A 21,863-nucleotide genomic window follows, 5' to 3' on the forward strand; every position below is an offset into this window, starting at 1 on the left:
GTTCTGGTTAATATGATTTGCCAAAAGATTTTTATTAATGAGCGATGAGCTAAAAGATATTAGTTAAGTATCTGTCGAGCCTTTAAACTCTTCTGAGGTAGCGTAACCTTCTTGGTTAATGCCGTCTTTTTTAATTACTTTTACCACAGTTAACAGTAAAATTTTTAGGTCTAACCACAAACTCCAATTGTCTACGTACCAAACATCGAGTTTGAATTTTTCTTCCCAACTAATTGCATTGCGACCGCTGATTTGTGCCAATCCTGTAATTCCTGGCAGCACCTCGTGGCGACGTGCCTGTTCTGGACTATAGCGTTCTAGATATAGTACTATTAACGGTCGTGGACCGATAAAACTCATATCTCCTTTCAAAACATTCCAAAGTTGGGGTAATTCGTCAAGGCTGGTTTGCCGCAACCATTCACCAAAAGGAGTAATACGATCTTTATCGGGTAATAATTGACCATCACGATCGCGTGCATCGGTCATCGTACGAAATTTATAAAACTTGAAAATACGATTGTTTTTTCCTGGGCGATCTTGAGCAAAAATTATGGGATTGCCCATATTCAAGTAAATTGCGATCGCCAAAATTAAAATCGGCAGCGACAAAATAATTAAAGCGACGGTCGCTACCAATCTATCTGCCAGAAATTTTATTGCTTTACTTAGCATTTTCGAGCGTTTTTTGTATATAGTGAATTACTAAATTTTTATTTGTTTCATTTAGAATTGTTATAAACTACAATTCTCGATTGAATATTGCTGCCACGCTTTTTTCCAGGTATCCAGATTTAGATTGAGTTCTTTTTCTAATTTTTCAAGATCTGCTGCCAGTAAGTTAAAAACATAATCAATTTCGTCAGTACTCGGTTTATAAAGTGTTTTTTTGTTTCTGTAAATTACTTTTTTCAAACCAATTTTTTTAGTTAATTTAATTAGCCAATACAAGTCAAGGTCGTAAAACCATCTACCTGCTTGTTTTACAAGTTTGACTAGCCGAAAATTAACGGGAGTTTCATTAACATTTACCTTTTGATTGAGTTGTTCGGGAATTGTTAATAAGTCAACTCCAATTGCTTCACACAGATTATCGGCAAAAGCCTGGGGACTATCTTGTAGCAAATCGTAAAAGACAATTTTGACATTATCTCTGCCATAAGTAGCAATCCATTTAGTCAGATGGGTGTAATAAAGTGCATTGTCTAATAAATCTGAGTTTTGCTTTAATGCCTCTGTTAATGTAGTTCCCTGAGTAATTTCTCCGCGATTTAACTTGTGCAAGTAAAATGAAGTTAACTGAGAAATAGGTTCGCGCAAACTAACAACGATCTTGCATTGAGGATTAATTTGATAAATTCTGGATCTCGCTGCTTCTGAAGTGAAATAAGCAGGAGCAAATTCTCCTCTTAGTTTAAAGTCATCTTGAGGATCGAAATTAGCCAAAAACCAATCCCATCCTTTATCGTATCTATCCTGTCGATTAAAAAAAAAGGTTTCTTTAACTCTAGTTGGCAAAGATACCTGTGGATGAAGTCTCATATAAGCGTACATCCAAGAGGTAGCTGTTTTAAAAGGTCCAACCGCTACAAAATTTAATCGTTTGTCAGTCATAATTAATAAAATTTTAAATTTAATGGGGAATAACAATTCCTAAATCTTGATAAAATTTTGCCAATCTTTCAAAAACCATTTTTTCATCGTATTCTGCTTCGATTCTGCTTCTACCAGCTTCACCATAAGCTTTACGCAACTCAGCATTAGCAAGCAATTTAGCTAATGCTTCTGCCAAGCTATTGCTGTCTTCGGGTGGTACGACAAATCCAGTACGCTCGTGCTGCACTATTTCTCGACAACCGCGAATATCTGTAGCTACTACGGGAAGGCTCATTGCCATCGCTTCAACAATAGAACGGGGTAATCCTTCATGAGTAAAAGTAGGTAGAGTAAAAATATCCATTAGTCCCAAAAGTTCGGGAATGTCTTTTCTCTCACCCGTAAAAATTACGTGATTGGCAATACCTAACTCAGTTATTCTGGCGACAAGCTCATCATAAAAAGGTTCTGGATCGGTGTTCAACTCTCCGCCTACGATCGTGATTTGTAGATTGGGAAATTGGGGAATTAATCTGGCGGCAGCCTCAATTAAATATCCCATCCCTTTTTTTCTGGTCAATCTTCCCACCGTTCCGATAATAAGTTCGGTACTATTAGGAATATTTAGCGATCGCCGCAATTGGCTTTGTTGTCGTTCGTCTAGACGATGGCGATTGAAGCGATCTAGATCGACTCCGTTACCTAAATACTTGAGTTTTTGAGGAGCAATTCCCAGACGTTTGGCAGTAGCAATATCTTCATGATTCTGACTGATAATTAAATCGCTAATGCTGCTGCAAAATTTCTCAATATTTGAATAGAGAAAATATTCTCTGGGGCTAGAGCGATCGTGAAAAGGTAAGCCGTGAGAAGTATAGACAATTCGCTTGACTCCTGCAAGTTTGGCAGCAACTCTTCCTAATACTGCGGCAATAGGAGTATGAACGTGAACTAAATCGTATTGTTGTTGTCGAATCAACTTTGTAAGTTGCAGTATACTTTTAAAGTTAGTAATCGGATCGATTCGGCGATCGATTTGAATGGAATGGACTATATAGCCTTTTTCCCTTAATTCTTTAGTCCCTTCATCTACAGAACAAGCAATTTCTACTTCTAGTCCCCGTGCGAGTAAATAGTCAACTTGGGGTAGTAATAGAGTTTGGGCTGTAACGCCTAAAGCGCAAATGTGTAATATTTTCACAACCTTAATTTGTAAACTGCTATAGAAATAACCGTTTTAAACGACTCTACGAACAATATAAGTTTTAGTGTACTTTGCTTGTGGCTCGATAATATAGGTTTTCGTATTGCGAAACTATTGCTTGCAAGGAAAATAACTGCTGTATTTTTTCTCTGGCAGCCTTTCCTAAAGCTTGTTTTTCACTGGGAGGAAGTAGAATTAATTCTTGCCAAGCAGTTGCCAGGGCTTCAGCATCTTTGGGAGGAACGACTTTGCCAGTATTGCCGACAATCTGGGCAGAATCTCCCACATCCGTTACCACACAAGGAATGGCGCAAGACATAGCTTCCCCAATTATTAAAGGAAAAGCTTCGCCAAAAGCCGAAGATGAGGTCATGAGATCGAACCCTGGTGTAAGTTGAGATATATCTTGACGCTCGCCTAATAAATGCGTTCGCGTCTCCAGCTTCAAAGTTTTGATTAGTTTAACTAAAGTTTGATTCCATTCGTCAACTTGAGTTCCAATAAGTACAAAGTGTACGTCATCACGATCGGAAATTTTTGATAATAGTAAAGCTGCCGCTTTAAGAAAATTAGCATGATCTTTCATAGGATGGTAGCGAGCGATCGAGCCAATAATAATCGCATTGGCAGCTAAGTTTAATTCGCTTCTCAAACTTTGTCTGGCGTAGTTTGATGGCTGAAATAAATTAGTATCGAAGCCGTTAGGAATGACCGAACTTTTATTGACTGGATACCCTAGTTTTTCGTGCTGTAATTTACTCTGAGAGGACACAAAAATGATTTTTTCTACTTGTCGAGCAGTTACCGCGCCCAATCTAATCAGTAGCTGAGTAAGTTTTTTTTCTGAGGCTAAAGAGTTAATTGAATGATGTATTCCCCAAAACACGGAAATTTTACCCTTTGCAAAAAAGCTAGCAAATTGAGCCGCTAGATTACCGTGATACATCCAGCCTTGAATAACATTTGGTTCGATCTCTCGAATTATTTTTGATAACTTTGGAATTACAGTCAAACTTGGTTTGCCTAAATCTAGTTTTAGAGTATACAGAGGAATGTTTAAATCTTCAATGCGATCGCCCAAAGTACCTTTATTCATCAATGAAATTACTACAGGTTGAAACTGTTTGCGATCGGTTTTAGACAGTAGATGATATAGCATCATTTCTGCTCCACCTGTAAACAACCCGGTAATAATATGCAACACGACTATTTGCGTACTATTTTTATTTGTTAGTTTTGACGATCTAGCGGCTAAGTTTTTCATAATATTTCTTCATTTTATGCGGTTTTGTTTTACTGATAAAAATCAACAAGACAATCGCTACTAAAAAACAAAAGTTAGTTTGTAAAAAAGTCTGGGGATCTCCATAAGTCAATAAATCAGTCCATACTTTGGCAGTAAGTATGTATATAAAAGGCATCCAATATATTTCACTGAGGTAGTTTTGCATCATAGTTTGTAAATAACGACCTATCCAACCATATATAAAACTAAAAAAAACCAAACCAGGCCAGGAAAAGCTATAAATACAAGCAGCAATATAACCAGTAGGAATATCAAATTCATCGGTATTAACTAAATATTGAGTATTGTAATAAGACATCGGTAGTTCTGTTTCTACATTTAGTAATCTTTCAGGTAGAAAAGAGAGCAATGCATAATACCAATCGCTCAGTAATCTCAATTCATAGGTTTCGTTAAAAGCAGCGTATAAAGACTGTATGGGATAGGCAAAAGTATTAATTAGATCGACAAAACTATAATTACTGCTTTCTTTATCTCTAATAGTTTCGCTAAACTTAGTTGCAATACCATGATATCCATCGGGTAATCCTGAAAGACTAAAGAAAAAAGCTTTACCATACAAAATAATAAAAATAGCCAATATCATGATTGGCACTAAGTATTTGAGATGCCATTTTTTTGTCTGAATCACATATACCAGGTAAAATATTCCAAAAGAAACGATCATCGTCGAGCGTGCTGCTACTACTAGAGAGGCTATGAACGCAACAACTAATGAACTCAAAAATAAAAAACTTATTTTTAGCTTATTTTTCTTAGTTTTTTTAATAAAAAGATATGATGCCAGTAAATAAGATGAACTAAATGAAAAATAAACAAATCTTTTAAAAAAAGTTAAGCTTCCTCCTGGTAAGGCTCCGTTTCTAATTAAGTTTGCGTTGGCAATTGCAACAGGAAAACCACCAAACTGCATACCAAAAACATGAAGAGATATTGTGGCAAAAAATAGAAAAAAAACTGCTATACCCAGCAGTTTGCGATCGCTAATATTATTAAGCTTAATTTGTTTGCCAATTTTAGCTGCGCTTTGGTTGTAAAAGCCTGCTAAAACCATAAAATAACTCAAGAATATTGCCGTAAGTATTTGCAAGCTAGTATTGCGATCGTAACCTGTGTATCCTAGAGAAACAATGGGATCTACGATGCCAGAAGCAAACATAAACATCGGCATCAAATACAGCAGTATATAGAAAATATTAAACAAAGTTAGAAAATCTACTTTACAGATTTTATTTCTAGCAATTTCTAATAAAATCAAGCAAATAATTGCAGCTAAATACGTAACTAATAACATTTATATTTACCTTTTAGTCAATTAATTTTAAATATTTTGATGCTGCTCGCTCTACAGAAAAATACCTGGCTCTTTCTATTAGTAAATCTTTTTTTATAGAAGTTTTCAGCGTCTGCAGCATTGCTGCGGATAGTTCTTGTGGATGACCTACTGGTACTAGAAACCCGTATTTTCCCGACGCTAAAATTTCTTGAGGACCACTAGGACAATCGGTAGCAACTACAGGACAACCACAAGCCATTGCTTCAATTAGGACATTTCCCAATCCCTCCCAGCGAGATGAGAGAATCAAACAATTAGCTCGGCTCATGTAGGCATATGGATTATCGATAAAGCCTGGTAAAGCTACATCTTGCTGTAGATTGAGTTTCGCAATTGTGGTTTCTAATTCACTTCTGCATTCTCCCTCACCTAAAACAATCAATCGTGCCATTACTTGTTTTCTAACCAAAGCAAAAGCTTTAATTAATGACACAAAATCTTTTTGAGGAGTAAGCCTACCTACAGCTAAAAACACAGGAATTGTAGTTTCTTTAAACCATGGATGATTTAAAGGTGCGCTAGCCAGAGTTAAAATTTCTTCATTAACAACAGGATTATATATAGTTTCAACAGTATCTTTAGGCAAGTCAAGTTTTAGTTCTAAATCTTGGGATACAGCTTGAGAAACTCCGACTATTTTATCAGCATGGGGATAGATCGATCTCATCAACAAAGGAAAAGGTTTAGCTCTTAACAGCTTTGTTTGTGAGGCAGATAAAGTGTTATGCTCGACCAAAATTACTTGAGTTTTAAAGCGAGAAAGTTTGTTTGCTACTACTGCTACCAGATTGGCATGACTCATATTGGAGATCAGTGCCTGAGGACGATTATTTTGCAAATACTTAGCTAAAGGTAAAATTGCCTTGATAACTCTACCCGTTGCTAGATCGATTGTTCTTACCGCTTGAGGAATTTGAGTCAGATAAGGTCCTTCTGCTGTAGCAATTACTAAATCTAAAGCCAGATTTTGATGCTGAAGTACTTTAAGTAAATTAATTACTACTTTTTCAGCACCACCACCATGTAAAGTAGGAATAAAAAATGCAATTCGTTTCATCGATTGACTATTTTAGAATTAAAATAAATAGAATTTAACTATTAAATTTGCTCGTATTTTTTTAGCTGACGACTAACAAAAACACCTAATATCAAAAAAGAAAAAACATAAACGCAGCTAGTAGACAAGGCAATTCCTTTGACTCCAATCCATTGCATGAAAATGTAGTTTAGTACGATATTGACTAATAAATTAAATGCCGATACCCAGGACAATATATGATTCTTGCTCATAGTACTAATGACTCTTAGCAATAAAAGATCGCCCAAATAAAAAGGTATTTTTATAGCATATAAAGACTGAATTTGGGATACTATAAGTGTATCTTCTGCGGTAAAAGATCCTCTTTGAAAAACTAGTTGAACTAGCGGCTTGGAAAATATAATAAATAATAATGCTAAAGGAACTGTTACCAAAAAAATTGCCCTCATATATTGCCTGAGAGTACGATTGACTTCCTGCCAATTTTGACGAGCAATCATTTTAGAAAAATAAGGAATTACTGCTGCACTAATGGCAGTACTTACTAAGCTAACGAAGGATGAAATCAATCGATGACCATAATTAAGTGCTGCAACACTACCTGCTGGTAACATTGCAGCCATAGTTTGATCTACTGGTGCAGTGCTACAAATCAATAACGAACCTGCTGCAATTGGAAAATATTGAACGACAATTAAATGTAAATTTTTATCTAAACCGTTCCATTTAGGAAGTAGTGAAACATTCTGACGCAGAAGGGGTATTGCTAAAATAATCAAGATAAAGATAGTACCAAAGACCAAACCACCAGCCAAAGCAAACATTCCCCATGATTTAGCAACAAATAGCAAAACAATAGTGGTTAGGGGAATCATAATCGGGGAAAGTGATGCCAGAGAAAACCGTTCTCTAGCATTTAATACCGCACGCCAAATTACCGATATTCCAGTCAAAAAAGTAAATGGGGCGATCGCGCAAAGCAGATAAAAGGTGAGTTGCAACTTATCGGAGTCGAATCCCGAAGCAACGAATGGCAAACATAAAGGAGCTATGGCAACCATTAATATTGTGGCTACGAGCAATAATATCAGGCTAGAGATAGATACTCCTTCCAACAATTTCTGTGCCGATCTTTTTCCTTCTCGTTCTATAACTTTGATGTAAACTGGTATAAATGCAGGTGCTAGTGATTCGGCAATAATATTTATAACTAAAGAAGAAAATACCATTGCGATCAAAAAAGCATCCACTTCATCGCTGGTACCAAATCTCCAAGCAATCACTAATTCCTTAGCCATAGCGGCTAACTTTACTAAAGCAGTACAAAGCCCTACAGTAATGGCAGCACCAAAAATTTTACGACTGGCAGAACCACTGGTTAGTTTGTTCCAATAAATTGCTAGAGCCTGCAACTGCATTAATTTCATTGCGGTTTCCGATTTTTGATAGGTGTTGTATTAAAAAACACTTTTGTCATAGAGCAACTGTTTTCAATCAGCAATGACCGGGATTGAGGGTTGCTGCTGACGTAATTGAAAAAAATCTACCTGAGTTTTGATTCGTTTTTTTTGTTCGTCGATCTTGATGTTTGCTAATAAAGAATTGTAACCAGTAGTCTGTTCCCAAACTTTGCGATTTGCAAGTCTAATTGAATATTCCGAGCGATTGTATAATTTGAGACTTGGATCGGGTAAGTTCAACAGTACTTCATATATTCCTGGATCGATGTCATAGGGAATTGCTGCTACGACATTTATCTCGTGTTTTTTTTCAGGAAGCCAGCGGCGAGGATCTTCTCTCACGGGAAAATAGTATTCTACTCCCGTGCGGCGATCGCGCAAAATAATTTCTAGTTTTCGGGCATTAAAGGGACTAGCCCAACCATCATTGGCAATTTCAAATTTTAGAGTAAAAGCTTCGCCTCGTTTGACACTTATAGGTATTTCAGATCTAACTAGCCTAAAGCGATAGCCCAAACGCTTCTTAATTTCTTCAAAACACCCTTCTTCAATCCAATTTGCTAGAGTTACTCTGGCATCATTATGATCGACGTTTAAAGCACTCCAGCGCATTCTTGCTAGTTCTTGTAGAGCTACTGGGCAATCATCGTAAGGATTGTCAGGTTCGGGATGACAAAGCTCACCACCCTGAACTAGATAACGATTATCACGATTTAAATAGTTTTTTTGCCAATCAATAGCTTTAGGATCTTGACTGTTGTATGTTCCTCGATTGTCTAAGTTCGCTAAAAAACAATCGTTGTGCGCTCCAATTCTGGCCTGCCTGGAACCATTAAAAGCTTGCTTGGAAGTAAGAGGTAGATTTGAATTTAAAGCATCTCTTTTATAATATGTATAGCGGAGAGCCACCATACGTTGGGTAGGCAATACAGTTAGAGCATTAAATAGAATTTCTTTTCTAGCTTGAGGATCTAAACGCAAATGATTTGACGAGCGATTCCACTCTCCCCAATAACCGATAAAGCCAGCTTCCATATAGGCAATAACATCATAGTTATCTGCTAAAAGGGGTTTTAGCTGTTCTTGATGAGCCAAAATTCTTTCTTTAGCCGCATCTGGACCACCTCCCAACCAGTTGTACGAAAATCGTAAAATAATTTTTATTCCAGCTTTCCTGGCAGTTGCCAAATCTGCCTCGGCCTTATTTAAAAAAGTCTGAGACAGTGGCTTTTCTCTAAATTTTGAAATTAGATAAATACGACGAGCTAAAGTAATATTTTCTTGTCGCAGCTTTTCAAGTTGAGCAAGCTGTAATGAAGGACGCGGATTAATTCCCAAAGGAGAATATCGAACAAAAAGCCCTCGTTCTGGGTTGGGAAAATCGCGATTGCTAGGTTGATAGACAACTATAGCAGTTGCGGTTGACGAACTAGCTGTTTGACAGCTACCAACAAATATTGAAAGTAATAAACTCAGACAAAAACTAATATATTTCTCAAAAAAGCTCATCTTTATCTAATGATTTCAGCTAGTTTATTGCATCGTAAATTGGTAGCAAACTAACTTTATTACTTCGTAGCCATCAGCTACAAGCCACAATAGTTGCTTCAAAGACAAAATCTAAATTATTGAGAAATATTTTTCTGCTTTAAAGAATCGTCGTGACCTTCGCCAATGTATTGTAGCTGAGACGTAGTTTTTTGGCTTTCTGGTTTGTATCCAGACACCAGTTGTTTGAGCAACAAAATAATTAAACGAGTATCGTTAATCGCAGCTGCTTCACCAAGAAGTTTGACGTTGAGATCGAATTCTAAATCGAACTCTTCTGGAATTGCTCGGTCGGCATTGTGTACTGCCAGAATTTTTTCGTGCTCGGTTGCATCGTATTGTTCCCCTGGTAACAATAGTTCTTCGCGCAGTTTTTCTCCAGGACGTAATCCTGTAAATACGATTTCAATGTCTCTACCAATATCGTATCCCGACAGACGGATCAAATCTTTAGCCAAATCTACGATTTTAACGGGTCGTCCCATATTGAGCATAAAAATTTCCCCTCCAGTAGCGATAGTTGAAGCTTGTAAAACCAACTGCACTGCTTCGGGAATCGTCATAAAATAACGACACATTTCAGGATGAGTAACGGTTACGGGTCCACCCGCAGCAATTTGCTTTCTAAAGGTAGGAATTACGCTGCCTCTACTACCAAGCACGTTACCAAAGCGTACTACGGTAAATGGTTTGCCAGTAATACGAGCGGTTTTAAGCACCAACATTTCGGCAACTCGTTTGCTAGCTCCCATTACATTCGTTGGATTGACTACTTTATCCGTCGAAATCATTACAAATTGCTTGACGTTATGGCGCACGCTCAGATCGAGTAAATTTTTAGTTCCCTGTATGTTGTTGGTAATTGATTCTGGAGCATTTAACTCCATTAAGGGAACGTGTTTGTGAGCGGCAGCGTGAAAAACAATGTCAGGCTGATACTGCTCGAAAGCATACTCTAATCGTGAGAAAAATCGCAGATCGGCAATGAAAGTTGTTAGTTTTGGTAACTGTCGATTAGTTTTGCCCTCTGGGTCGAGGGTCTGTAAAATTTGCTTTAGTTCCTGCGCGATATTAAATACCGAATTTTCACCGTGTCCTAGAAGAATTATCTCCGCAGGCCAGGCTTTCAAAGTTTGGCGACAGAGTTCGCTACCAATCGATCCCCCGGCACCAGTAATAAGTACTCTTTTTCCCATCAAAAGTTTGAAAACTTCCTGGATATCAGTTTGGATTGCTTCGCGTCTTAGAAGGTCTTCAATCTTTACTTCTCGTATACTACCCAGGCGAAAGTTACCGCTGAGAAGTTCGTGAACTCCAGGTACGGTACTGGTTTTAATTTCATTAGCCTGACAAACATCTACAATTTCTCGCAGTACTGCACCTGAAGCCGTTGGCATGGCGATAATCACTTTACGAATATTTAAATGATTGACCCAGGCTGGAATTTGATGGCGGTTGCCAACAACGGGCAGTCCACAGATACGCAAGTTAATTTTTTTGGGATCGTCATCGATAAATGCCACGGGATGAAGACCTAGATGCTTACTCCGTAGCATTTCTTGAACTATGGAAACTCCTGCATTTCCAGCACCGACAACCAAAACGCGATCGCCTAAATTAAATTCTTTACGTTTGCGGTTGGTTTCCTCAATTAATCGAACACTAAAGCGAATGCCTCCAACCGCAATCAAGCTAAGTAAGCCATCGAGAATTGGCAGAGAGCGCGGTAGAGTATCGATCGAAAAGATATTTAACAGATATAAAGTGCCAAATATTCCAGTTTGAACAACTGTGGCACTAACCATTAACACTGTAGTCCTTAGCAATTCTTCGGCACTGGCATACCGCCAGTAATATTGATAAAAACCAAATCTACCGAGAATTATTAATTTGACAATTACAAACAGCACAATTGTCTGTGTTATACCTGAGTAACGTTCTAAGTCTACGGAGCCATCCAAACGGATATACAGAGCAATTATAGGTATAAAACTAAAAATGAACGCATCAATAATAAAAAGATGCCGATTTCTTACCCGTAAAATTTTCTTGTACAAAAATTTTTTATCAATCATTATTTCATTCCCTGAAAGGAAGACAGGTACAGCTGATCGACTACATTACAGATATACAAAATGATTGCAGATATGAATAGAGACAGTAGCTCGACACTTTGCCGTATTTTCTCTATAAGTCAATACTTTATTTATTACTATTAACTAGTAAGTAATACTACCACGAACTAATTTGTGAAAGTCAACAATTATTAAAATATATTTTTTTAACTGGTTTTGAAAACCCTGCATTCTAATGCCATGTTGCCGACCGAACTGAGTTTAGCTATTTTAATTTTCTTTTTGAAGCTTTAATCGCAAGTATGAAGTAGCAAAAATCACTTAGATAAGTAATACTACGCAATTTAACTAAGTATATTTACTCTTTTTGTAACACCGTACAGAAAAAACCGTATCAAAAACATTTAATACTATATTTTGTAATATGTGAAATATTAATATTACTAAAAAAATTAGATTGAATCTACTCAATTGACTATAGTTGCATAATGAAGTCAAGATTCAACCAGCTTTATAATCCATGAATAATCAATCATCCTGTATGCCTGTTCGACACAGGAATTATTAAAAACAGCTAAAATTTGAAGCCGCTAACTAAATTTATTAGCTGTTAAGTTTCAAAATAAATTATGGGCGATACTGGATTTGAACCAGTGGCATCCTGCTTGTAAGGCAGGCGCTCTACCGCTGAGCTAATCGCCCCTGAGTACGAACCTCTAACATTATATATCATATACAGCTCGTTCGTACGTAATTTTTTCGTATGCTTATAAAGCATACACTAACTTGAAATTAAAAGCTAGCTGCAAAACAGCCAGACATACAGTGTGACAAACTTTGTATTATATTTCGTATAAAAATCTTTTTTATTTTAGACCGCGCTAACAAAGCTTAGAGAGTGATTGGCTGGCTTGCAAACTATAGCTGCATAAGTTTGAGGTTAGAAGAATTTGTATTTACTATTAACAGCCTCAAGTTTTCTGCGTTAGAACTTTAACAGGCTTAAAAATTAAATCACCAAGTACCGCAATTTTTTCTGGTTTGCACATACTATTGCAGGTGATATTTTAAATTATATCTTGTTTTGTACCACTATTTTTTGCAGGCAATCGCAAACATTGAGTATTTAACTTATATTGTTTAGAAATTATCTAAGAAAGGCTATCTTAGCTTATACTCGACTTTTTTACTTATAATATTTAATTTGAAAAAACAATTTGAAAAACACAAATTGTAAACATTTGTATGAAAACGCTTGTTGAAATTTGCTTCAAATGTAATTGTTTTTAATTGCGATCGCTTTATGATATTAGCATATTATTTAGTAATATATAGCTGAAAAAATATAAATACTGCTTACTATTGAGCGGTTAATCTGAAGTATTTATTTGCAACTACTCTAACAAACTATGACTCGATTTTTACTTGCTACTTTAACTTTTGACAGTTAAGACCAAAAAAACGGTACTATATCTATCATCGAATTTATTGTTTGCTAGAAAAAACATTCAAATTGAGATGTAAAGCTAGTTTTTAACGTAAATCGAGCTAGACAATAATAAACTTAAAACAATTGTAGGTTTTTTTAAATTATCTAAATTGTATATTTGAAATAAAGTTACTTTGGTTTTTTAAATGTTTATGTATTTAATTCTATTACTATGATATTAATAGTAATATGCTAACAATTAAATTGTAGTAACGATCTATCTATTTTTTTTTGATATAAAAACTAATTAAGAACTCGATCGTCTTAAATTTGTTGCATTATATCAACCGAGCATATAGCTCTAAAAAACTATTTTATTTAAGCGATTAATATTGATATTTGATTATGACCAGACCTAAAAAGTATCAACCTCAAACAACAAATTCTCCGTTCAAAAAATTTAGATTGGCAGCCAAACTTTCTCAAGAACAGCTAGCTAGAGAAATAGGCGTAGCTGTTTCGACTATTCGCCGCTGGGAAAAAGGGCAAGCCGAGCCAACAATGACGATTGCTCAAATGAGAGCTTTTTGTCAGGCAATCGATCGAGATTTTGAAAAACTACCCAACTCTTTATTACCATCAGCGAATCATCAAACAGAGAATAATTAAACTAACTTGTAATTATTTCGTTCTATTGCGTCCGTGAATTTACTTATACTAGTACGTATTTATACATGTAACGCTAGATAACGCTACTTTTAAAAAAGTAGCGTTATCTTCCCAGACTATGTAGCGAGTTAATTGTAGCCGCACAGCGAGCAGTTATTTGCTGCAACTCAACTTTATCAGTAGATTGAGGAGGAGCAATTGCATCGCCAATACGAATAGTCACTGGTGTAGGGTTGGGTATTGGCAGATTAGAATTTAAAATTTGTTCGGTTCCCCAAAGACTTACTGGAATTAAAGGAACCCCCGTTTTAGCTGCTATTAATGCCGCTCCTAATTTGGGATTGACAATTTTGGCATCTTTGGTGCGCGTACCCTGCAAAAAAATTCCTACCAACCAACCACGTTCGATCGCACTCATTGCCATGCGAATTGCGCGGCGATCGCTAGCACGGCGATTAACTGGATAAGCTCCGTAGAGTGACATCACCTGTTTTAAAACAGGTACTTTAAATAACTCTGATTTTGCCATAAAGGCAACAGGACGATTCACACAGTTAGCTAAAATCGGAGGATCGAAATAGCTGGCGTGGTTGCTAACGATAATCGCTCCTCCAGTTCCAGGTATATTTCGCGCTCCGTAAATTTTGCCTCGAAAATAGACGTGTAACAGCGGACTAACTAACGACCATTTAAGGAAGTAATACAATATTAAATTTTTAGTAGGTTCTCTAGCTTTCGTTTCCACGAGTAACTATTTATTCCTGGTAGGCTGTAGTCGTTGTATCTCAGCAGCAATTTGGTCTTTATACTTAGCAGGGGCGAGAGTGTAAGCTGTTTCCAAAGTAGGTTTGGCAGCTTCGACTTGTCCTTTTCTTTCTAATACCAAAGCTTTGGCTAGTACGGGACGAAAATCTTTGCTATTAGCACTGGCAAGCTTATCATAAGTAGCGATCGCCTCATCGTATTTTTCGCTATTGACATAGAGTTCTCCCAACAGCAATTTTACCGAAGTCGAGTCAATAGAGTCACCCCGCTCTTTATCGCTAGCTGCCAGTTGGAGTGTATCTTGAAGTAAAGCGATCGCGCGTTCGGGTAGATTCTGACTTAAATATAAATTTGCCATACCTCCTAATGCCATAACATCTCCAGGATGCTCGGCTAAAATCTGACGATAAGCTGTAGCCGCACCTTCATAGTCTTCAATCTGCTGTTTGGCTTGAGCCAAAAGGATACCGTATTCGCTCTGTTGGGGATGTAATCGCGCTAATTTTTCTAACGGTGCGATCGCTTTTTCTAGATCCTTTTGTTCGAGCCTGATTTGTAGTAAACCGCGTAATGCTGTCTCATTATCAGCTTCACGCTGTAGCACTTTTTCATATCCAGAAGCTTCAGCATCTAGTCTTGCTAAATCTGTTTTAGAAATTGATGTAGTTTGATACTCGCTCTCAGGCTTGCTTTTCCCTTCTACAATGCTACTAACAACTGGCAGTGCGGAAAAAACTACCAGAGAAAATAACATCAGACCTAAAACTACATAGAGCCAACTTTTTTGCTTTCGCTGCATAATCTCAACGATAGATTTTACTCATATAATAAGCAGATTAGATTAAACTTGTGTTGCATCTTTACTCGACCAACTTTGCTATCGTTTATCCTAAACATGGAAGCTAAATAATTTTACGCTTTCGAGTCTAGTCTGTCTATCTACCTGCGGGCTATTGTAACCCGTCAGGAGTCTAACGTCAGATCTCTTTTACACTCAGCTTAAGTTTAGTTCTTGCTTTAAGGTTTCGTTATGAATTTGGCTAAAAAAAATTTCCCTAAAAAAAATGCTGCTTCACCAGATCGAAGCCAGGAATCTCTCTCTACTACCACTCAAGACAACCTGGAGTCAGAACGAGAACGACAACAGCCAATTCCACCCCCATCACATCCAAGACAATATCGTGCCATCGGACTAATTAAAGGTAAATATCAGCAAAGCGAACAAATGACTCAGGGAGTTATTGTCACCTCTGAAGGAAATAAAATAGAAGCTGTAGTGTTGGGACGAATGATCGGACTACTAAAAAATCATCTCGATCTCGAACGCGAACATCTTTGGGTAGTTTATCCTAGAACCAAAGTCGAGGAAGAAAGGCTGCACGTTCAGATTGTAGGAGTATGGGAACCCGAAACTTTAAACAAGGAATCGGACGCAGACTACAAGAGTGAGGATGCTGATAATGGTTACTTTTCAATTCGAGGAGAAGTTATTTTTTTCTCTAGCGAAGAAAAAGTAACTGTAGTTAAAATCAAGCAGTTTCCCCGCAAAGAAGGTGAAAAACCCAAGTTTTTTAAATTAAAACTTAAGGGAGTGTTAGGCGATCGACCTTTACGACGTTTTTGGGATCTAAAAGTTCATTTAGAAGGTGAAACTTTAGTTATTGACGAAGGGACTGATTTGGGGTTTGCCCAAAAACGCAAACCAAATAAATTTAAGAAAGACCGTAAAACTATTTCTCGTAAACCGTCTAAACCTCGCAAACCCAATACTGGTGTCAATCGCCCCATACTGCATAAAAAATCTCAAAACTAGAGACTTATTTGCTCTATCCTTCTGTTACTCTAGAGCAATTGAGGATTTGCGGAGGTCTTGAGCCAGAAACGAACGGTCTTTTGGTAGGGGCGCAACGGGTTCTGTCAGGGTAAATTTTCCTGCTTCTATCCACTGTTTTAACTCTTGGGCTACCTGCCGCGAAAGTGCGATGCTAGCTAGAGGGGCAACTCTGATTTTTTTGCCTTCAATGGTGATGCGTCCTTGTTTTAGTTGCTGGTAGGTAACTAAACCGAAAGTAGGGCGAACCCGTCTGGGAATCGAAAAGTCGATTACAGGAGCGACAATATCTTTATCGCCTAAAGCACATTGACAAACGACTTCTTCCGACAAAACTGGAATGGGTACTCCTACACCTAACATCAGAGAAGAACCGTAATTTCTAAAATAGCAACCTCTGACCCATTTAGAATCCATTTGTTTGGCATCGCCAATCAAGGCTACCGTTGCCGCAGGTCCAATAGGAGCGTGATTGGACAGGCGTTTTTGCAAAGGGAAATGTTGGGTTCCTTCCCAGGCAACATAGCCAACACCTCCTCCTAAAAAAATTTTGCTGCCAATACCCACGATATTGAGATCGCAATCGTTTAGTAAGGGTGATATGGCTCCAGGACAAGAGTAAACGGCATTGCCCAACCGAGGCTGCAAAGGACCGAGATAGGTAAACAAAGGGCGATCGCCACCATTAACACCGACAATAAAATTTTGATATAGATTGCGGGGATTAAATAAATAAAATTGATTTATTGTTTCTTTAGTAATAATATTTTCAAATTTGGCTCTGGGATAGCAATCGGTTTGTTGTCCGGTCGCTCTGATTGGGATTGGCTTTCCAGCAATCAAATCTTCGATTACGTGACCGCCTCCACGTTGCCAAAACGATTTGTTTGCGGCAGCAGCATCTGGTAGCTCGCGATCGACTTCGGCGATCGCCGTTGCTCCTAAATACAAATCGACTGCGCCAAAACCTGCATAAGCTGGTACCCCATCGAGCCAACACTGGCGTATTTTAATTGGCGGGTCGGTATGTCCGAGATTAATTACCGCTCCTGAAGACTCCATTGGTTCAAAAGTACCAGTACAGACGACATCTACTTGTTTGTAAGTCTTAGCTACTCCCTGTTCTTCAACTTTGGCTTTGAGTTGTTCTACCGACCAAACTACTGCTTGACGGCGGCGGATTTTGTCGTTAATTTCGGCAATAGTGACCATGATGGTTATTGGCTTGGCTCGCTCTTATTTACTGGTAAATTTGGAGGTCGGGGTGAAGAAATTGGTACTGGCTTGGGGKTTAAAGGATTAGTCTCGGTTTTAAACTTAGAATCGTGCCAGCGATCGAGAATGTCAATAATAATTATCTCTCGAAACCAAATTTGACCGACAACTGTCAGAGGAAGCGACAAAAATAAGCCCAAAAAACCAAAGAAAGTAGCAAAAAATACTTGAGACAACAAAGTGATGGCAGGTAGCAAGGAAACTTGTTGTGCCATTACCAGGGGAGTTAAAATATTGCTTTCTAGCTGTTGAATAACAATATACAAAATCAAAACCGCCAGGGATTTCCAGGGAGCATCAATTAAAGCGATCGCCATTGGCGAGAGGACACTTAAGGTAGGACCTACATTAGGGATAAAAGTTAAAACTCCTGCTAACATCGCCTGTGATAGAGCTAAAGGGACTCTTAAGATTAACAGTCCGATAAAGCTCAAAACCGCAATAACTAGCATATTAAACAAAATTCCAACCAACCATCCCTGTAAGGCTTCTCCACAAAGGTCGATAATTTCGTCTACTCGTCGCCGATAAAAAGCAGGAAATAAGCGAATCATGCTGCGACGATAGGGAGCAGGATCGACAAGCAACATTAAAGTTATTACCAACAAAAATAAAATACTTACTAAAACACCCAAAGAATTGTAAAAAATACTCAAGCCACCGCCCAAAAACTGCTGAATTACTGGCTGTAACTGTCTGCGTAATTGTTCTGTATCTGGCAACCAGGCAATTACTCTGGGATCGAGGCGTTCTGATAATAAATCTATCCAGCTATCTAGTTTGTCGATACCAATAGGAACTAGCAAAGCTAACTGCTGAAATTGTTCGATAAAAGGCGGAACGATAATCCAAAAAAAACTGATGGCAACTACTATCACCGATAAAACTGATAGAAAAACTGCGTAACCGCGTTTAATACCACCTTTTTGAAAATTTTCTACCAGAATATTTAAGGAAGTAGCTAAGACAACTGCCGTAAACAACAACAGCAACAGTTGCTTAATTTGCCACAGCACGTACAAACAGATAAAAAAGACGACAAAGCCAATCCAAGTTCCAAAATTCACTTACAATAAGCTCCCAAAACCGTTACTGTTTGCTGTATTGCCAACTGAGAATTAAAGCTACAATTGTAGTTGGTAAAAAAACAATAATTAAAGCCAAGCTAGCCGTAGGGGCGATCGAAACCAATCGGTCGCTATATTTGATAAGTATCGATATTATTGCCGAAGAAAGCAGAATTTTAAGAATAAAAGCTGCTTGAGATTTAATCATGTATTAATAATTTATAGACCATGTATACTACAGACAATAGCAGTAACGTCGATGTGAGCTATGGTCAATTTAAGAACTATATTGAATATTAACAAACTAGTTTGGCAAAAAATCTGTCAGTTAGATTAAATAGCTATGGCTGTATTGTATGCTGAAATTTACTGTAATTTTTGTTTGATAAAACTAACTAGTTGAGAGAATTGTTTTTTCAACTGTTCGGTTTCTCGTTCCATCTGAGTAATTTTTGTTTTTAACGATTTAATCTCATCACGCAAAGCTGAAACATCGCCAGAGTTACTGCCGTTAACTTCAGGAGATAGAGATACTTGAGTTTGAGCGAATTTTTTAGCCTTCATCATGGCATCTCGGATCGCCTGAACTAACTGTTCGCGATCGAAAGGCTTTTCGACAAAAGCGAACGTTTCAAAAGGTTCGCTCATTTTATCAGTCACTTCTTCTTTGCGACCAGACATCAAAACCAGAGGAATAGTTCTTAGCTGCTGCTGCTTTTGAATTTCTTGATAGACTTCCCAGCCACTCATTTTAGGCAATAAAAAATCGAGCATAATTAGGTTGGGGTTTTCGCTTCGGATTAGATGAAACCCCTCTAACCCGTCTTTGGCTTCAATTACATCAAAGTTACCATCTGGCAACATGTCTTTAACTCGCATTCTAATGACTTTACTATCATCAATAACTAGAATTTTGTGAGTTGGCACGATTCTCTCCTGTGAGGCTAAATTTTATCTTTAGTTTGCTAAATTTGTTTTACAGGGTCGAAAATACTTTTGTTTAAACAATAATGCGGCTAGCCTTTAAAAAAATCACAAAGGTTATAGGCGCACTGAGACAGACGAAATCTGCTTGAGTTGTCGAAGTAAGTTCGATTTACAAATATAGAGTTCCCTTTTTGTCTGCCAAAATATCAACTAGAAAATAATTGTTTGAATATAAATATATAAGTTACTTTATGCCTACCCGTTTGAAATAACGACCCTAACAGTTATGAACGAATCTCAATCAATTAAACAGCAGTGGCGACGAGAAATTACTGCTTTACCAACGTGGCTGAAGGGTTCGATTGGAAAAGCTAGCGAAATATCTACCGTACAGCGAATTATCAAGCAAAAAAATCTTCATACTATATGTGAAGAAGGAAGATGCCCCAATCGCGGTGAGTGTTATGCCAACAAAACGGCTACTTTTCTGTTGATGGGTCAAACTTGTACTCGCGCCTGTGCTTTTTGTCAGGTAGAAAAAGGACATGTACCAACAAATTTAGACTCAGAAGAACCCCAAAAAGTAGCTGCGGCAGTAGCTATGCTGGGTTTACAATACGTAGTTCTTACTTCTGTAGCTAGAGACGATCTAACAGACGGAGGCGCACAATGGTTTGTTAGAGTAATGCAGGCAGTTCGCCAACAAAATCCTCAGACTAAAATTGAAGTTTTGACCCCCGATTTTTGGAGTGGCAAAGAGGCAGCAGTAAATCAAAAAGCTAGAGTTGCTACTGTAGTAGCAGCCAAACCTGCTTGCTACAACCATAATTTGGAAACTGTCAAACGTTTGCAGGCACCAGTTAGAAGAGGTGCTAAGTACGATCGCTCGTTGAATGTTTTGCGCTATGTCAAAGAACTCGACTCCAGTATTCCAACTAAATCTGGCTTAATGTTGGGACTCGGAGAAACCGAAGCAGAGATTATTGAAACTATGCAAGACTTGAGAAGTATAAATTGCGATCGCCTGACAATCGGTCAGTATATGCGTCCTTCTCTCTCGCATTTACCAGTACAAAAATATTGGACTCCTGAAGAATTCGCTCATTTGGGAGAAGTTGCTCGTTCGTTAGGTTTTTCTCACGTGCGCTCGGCTCCTTTAGTTCGTAGCTCCTATCACGCGGGGGAAGAATAAAGTAAAAGCCTTTTCTATACAAGATAGTAGGTTTTGTAAGCAAGGGTGCAGGGGGCAGGGAGCAGAGGATAATGTAAGTCAGAGTTATCCCCTCGCTTCCTGCTTCCAAGCAAAGCGATGCTCTAATTCCTAAAAGCCTGCTTTCACTGCTTTCACTGATTACAAACTATCCCGTTCCTTTAAACAAGCCCTGGGGACGTACTAATAAGATAACCACCATAATAAATAGAGCTACTCCTAATTTATATTCGGAACCGAGCCAGGGAACGCTCAATTCTTGTGCCAGTCCAATAACCAAAGCGCCTAGTATTGCGCCATAAGGGTTGCCCACGCCACCCAAAATAACCGAAGCAAACAATGGCAAAATTAAAAACCAACCCATATTCGGTCGCACAGCCGTAATTAAGCCGTACATTCCTCCCGATAAAGCAGTCAAAACTCCCGTAATTACCCAAGTCCAAATTACTACTCGTTCGACATTAATCCCCGATACTCTGGCAAGATCGATATTATCGGCAACTGCCCGCATTGCCTTACCGATTTTGCTGTTTTGCAAGAAAAAGTGTAGTCCGAGAATGACTAAGAATACTAGTCCGATGACTACCAAACGATAATATGCCACTTTAATATCAGCAAATTCTAAGGCTCTTACAACTGGTAAAGCATAAGATTGGTTACTGCTACCCCAAATTAATAAGATCGCACTGCGAATAAACAACGCCAGACCAATAGAGATAATAATCAAGGTAGTTGCACTAGCGCGGCGATCGCGCATTGGCTTCCAAAGCAAATATTCGGCAATTAACATGGCAATTATCGTTCCTACGGTTCCGAGCAACATTGCCAACCAGATATTTATGCCGTTAGTATTCGCCAACCAGGTTAAATAAGCACCCAGAGTCATAAAATCCCCATGAGCAAAATTGGAAAGATTTAAAATACCATAGGTTAAAGTCAAACCAACCGCAGCTAGAGCTAAGACACTGCCAATAGCCAGACCATTAAAAATCAGCTGGAGATCCATCATTGTCTGTAAACTAATTAAACGGATATATTTTATCGGTTTTGTTCTGTTCGAGACGATTGGTAACTTAAACTATGGCTCTATGACAATTGCCAAACAAATCAATTGTTGCACGATTAC

19 protein-coding genes and 1 tRNA gene are annotated in these 21,863 nt (G+C 38.0%); 3 read left to right on the forward strand and 17 right to left on the reverse strand.

Annotated features, from left to right (window positions below; genetic code table 11):
* Window positions 1-63 precede the first annotated feature (63 nt).
* From KV40_RS27090 to KV40_RS27135, 10 genes are all read right to left on the reverse strand, one after another.
* Window positions 64-675, reverse strand: coding sequence for a sugar transferase (locus tag KV40_RS27090; RefSeq protein ID WP_036487786.1), 612 nt, complete (start codon window positions 673-675; stop codon window positions 64-66).
* A gap of 60 nt (window positions 676-735) precedes the next feature.
* A complete protein-coding gene (locus KV40_RS27095; RefSeq protein ID WP_156114208.1) occupies window positions 736-1,614 on the reverse strand; it encodes a sulfotransferase domain-containing protein in 879 nt (292 codons plus the stop codon).
* Between the two features lie 19 nt (window positions 1,615-1,633).
* Complete coding sequence (locus KV40_RS27100; protein WP_036487788.1) at window positions 1,634-2,797, reverse strand: glycosyltransferase family 4 protein; 1,164 nt, start codon at window positions 2,795-2,797, stop codon at window positions 1,634-1,636.
* A 64-nt stretch (window positions 2,798-2,861) separates the two neighbouring features.
* Complete coding sequence (locus KV40_RS27105; protein WP_052056001.1) at window positions 2,862-4,064, reverse strand: glycosyltransferase; 1,203 nt, start codon at window positions 4,062-4,064, stop codon at window positions 2,862-2,864.
* Window positions 4,045-5,400, reverse strand: coding sequence for an oligosaccharide repeat unit polymerase (locus tag KV40_RS27110; protein ID WP_036487789.1), 1,356 nt, complete (start codon window positions 5,398-5,400; stop codon window positions 4,045-4,047). The genes KV40_RS27105 and KV40_RS27110 overlap by 20 nt, the downstream gene beginning before the upstream one ends.
* A gap of 13 nt (window positions 5,401-5,413) precedes the next feature.
* The gene (locus tag KV40_RS27115; RefSeq protein ID WP_036487790.1) at window positions 5,414-6,499 is read right to left on the reverse strand and encodes a glycosyltransferase; all 1,086 of its coding nucleotides are present in this window, start codon (window positions 6,497-6,499) and stop codon (window positions 5,414-5,416) included.
* 41 nt (window positions 6,500-6,540) lie between these two features.
* Complete coding sequence (murJ, locus tag KV40_RS27120) at window positions 6,541-7,908, reverse strand: murein biosynthesis integral membrane protein MurJ (protein WP_036487791.1); 1,368 nt, start codon at window positions 7,906-7,908, stop codon at window positions 6,541-6,543.
* 63 nt (window positions 7,909-7,971) lie between these two features.
* Window positions 7,972-9,450, reverse strand: a complete 1,479-nt coding sequence (locus tag KV40_RS27125; RefSeq protein ID WP_052056002.1) for a DUF4832 domain-containing protein — start codon at window positions 9,448-9,450, stop codon at window positions 7,972-7,974.
* Between the two features lie 116 nt (window positions 9,451-9,566).
* Entirely contained in the window at window positions 9,567-11,564 is a 1,998-nt protein-coding gene (locus KV40_RS27130; protein WP_072013921.1) for a nucleoside-diphosphate sugar epimerase/dehydratase, read from the reverse strand.
* 630 nt (window positions 11,565-12,194) lie between these two features.
* Window positions 12,195-12,266: transfer RNA gene (locus tag KV40_RS27135), tRNA-Val, on the reverse strand.
* 1,132 nt (window positions 12,267-13,398) lie between these two features.
* Here KV40_RS27135 and KV40_RS27140 point away from each other — a divergent pair.
* The gene (locus tag KV40_RS27140; RefSeq protein WP_036487792.1) at window positions 13,399-13,662 is read left to right on the forward strand and encodes a helix-turn-helix transcriptional regulator; all 264 of its coding nucleotides are present in this window, start codon (window positions 13,399-13,401) and stop codon (window positions 13,660-13,662) included.
* A 103-nt stretch (window positions 13,663-13,765) separates the two neighbouring features.
* Here KV40_RS27140 and KV40_RS35865 read toward each other — a convergent pair whose 3' ends face one another.
* Together KV40_RS35865 and KV40_RS35870 are read right to left on the reverse strand one after the other, a co-directional pair.
* A complete protein-coding gene (locus KV40_RS35865; RefSeq protein ID WP_036487793.1) occupies window positions 13,766-14,407 on the reverse strand; it encodes a 1-acyl-sn-glycerol-3-phosphate acyltransferase in 642 nt (213 codons plus the stop codon).
* Between the two features lie 6 nt (window positions 14,408-14,413).
* A complete protein-coding gene (locus KV40_RS35870; protein ID WP_036487794.1) occupies window positions 14,414-15,226 on the reverse strand; it encodes a lipopolysaccharide assembly protein LapB in 813 nt (270 codons plus the stop codon).
* Window positions 15,227-15,457: 231 nt separating this feature from the next.
* Here KV40_RS35870 and KV40_RS27155 point away from each other — a divergent pair, with 231 nt between their 5' ends.
* Window positions 15,458-16,240 (forward strand): hypothetical protein, encoded by a 783-nt coding sequence (locus KV40_RS27155; RefSeq protein ID WP_052056003.1) that lies wholly within the window; start codon window positions 15,458-15,460, stop codon window positions 16,238-16,240.
* Window positions 16,241-16,264: 24 nt separating this feature from the next.
* Here KV40_RS27155 and KV40_RS27160 read toward each other — a convergent pair whose 3' ends face one another.
* The 4 genes from KV40_RS27160 to KV40_RS27175 all read right to left on the reverse strand — a co-directional run bounded on the left by KV40_RS27160 (window position 16,265) and on the right by KV40_RS27175 (window position 19,527).
* The gene (locus KV40_RS27160; RefSeq protein WP_036487795.1) at window positions 16,265-17,470 is read right to left on the reverse strand and encodes a homocysteine biosynthesis protein; all 1,206 of its coding nucleotides are present in this window, start codon (window positions 17,468-17,470) and stop codon (window positions 16,265-16,267) included.
* Window positions 17,471-17,475: 5 nt separating this feature from the next.
* Window positions 17,476-18,600: an AI-2E family transporter gene (locus KV40_RS27165; RefSeq protein WP_081942955.1), complete on the reverse strand. Its 1,125-nt coding sequence runs from the start codon at window positions 18,598-18,600 to the stop codon at window positions 17,476-17,478.
* Window positions 18,601-18,622: 22 nt separating this feature from the next.
* Window positions 18,623-18,808 carry a hypothetical protein gene (locus tag KV40_RS27170; RefSeq protein WP_253274401.1) on the reverse strand — a complete coding sequence of 62 codons (186 nt, stop codon included), beginning with the start codon at window positions 18,806-18,808 and terminating at the stop codon, window positions 18,623-18,625.
* Window positions 18,809-18,966: 158 nt separating this feature from the next.
* Window positions 18,967-19,527 carry a response regulator gene (locus tag KV40_RS27175; protein ID WP_036487796.1) on the reverse strand — a complete coding sequence of 187 codons (561 nt, stop codon included), beginning with the start codon at window positions 19,525-19,527 and terminating at the stop codon, window positions 18,967-18,969.
* Between the two features lie 286 nt (window positions 19,528-19,813).
* On the opposite strand from KV40_RS27175, the gene lipA reads away from it, so the two are divergent.
* A complete protein-coding gene (lipA, locus tag KV40_RS27180; protein ID WP_036487797.1) occupies window positions 19,814-20,719 on the forward strand; it encodes a lipoyl synthase in 906 nt (301 codons plus the stop codon).
* A gap of 166 nt (window positions 20,720-20,885) precedes the next feature.
* Here lipA and KV40_RS27185 read toward each other — a convergent pair whose 3' ends face one another.
* Window positions 20,886-21,743 carry a branched-chain amino acid ABC transporter permease gene (locus tag KV40_RS27185; protein ID WP_036487799.1) on the reverse strand — a complete coding sequence of 286 codons (858 nt, stop codon included), beginning with the start codon at window positions 21,741-21,743 and terminating at the stop codon, window positions 20,886-20,888.
* Window positions 21,744-21,863 lie beyond the last annotated feature (120 nt).

Origin of the sequence: Myxosarcina sp. GI1 (assembly GCF_000756305.1) — a bacterium.
Classification (GTDB): domain Bacteria; phylum Cyanobacteriota; class Cyanobacteriia; order Cyanobacteriales; family Xenococcaceae; genus Myxosarcina.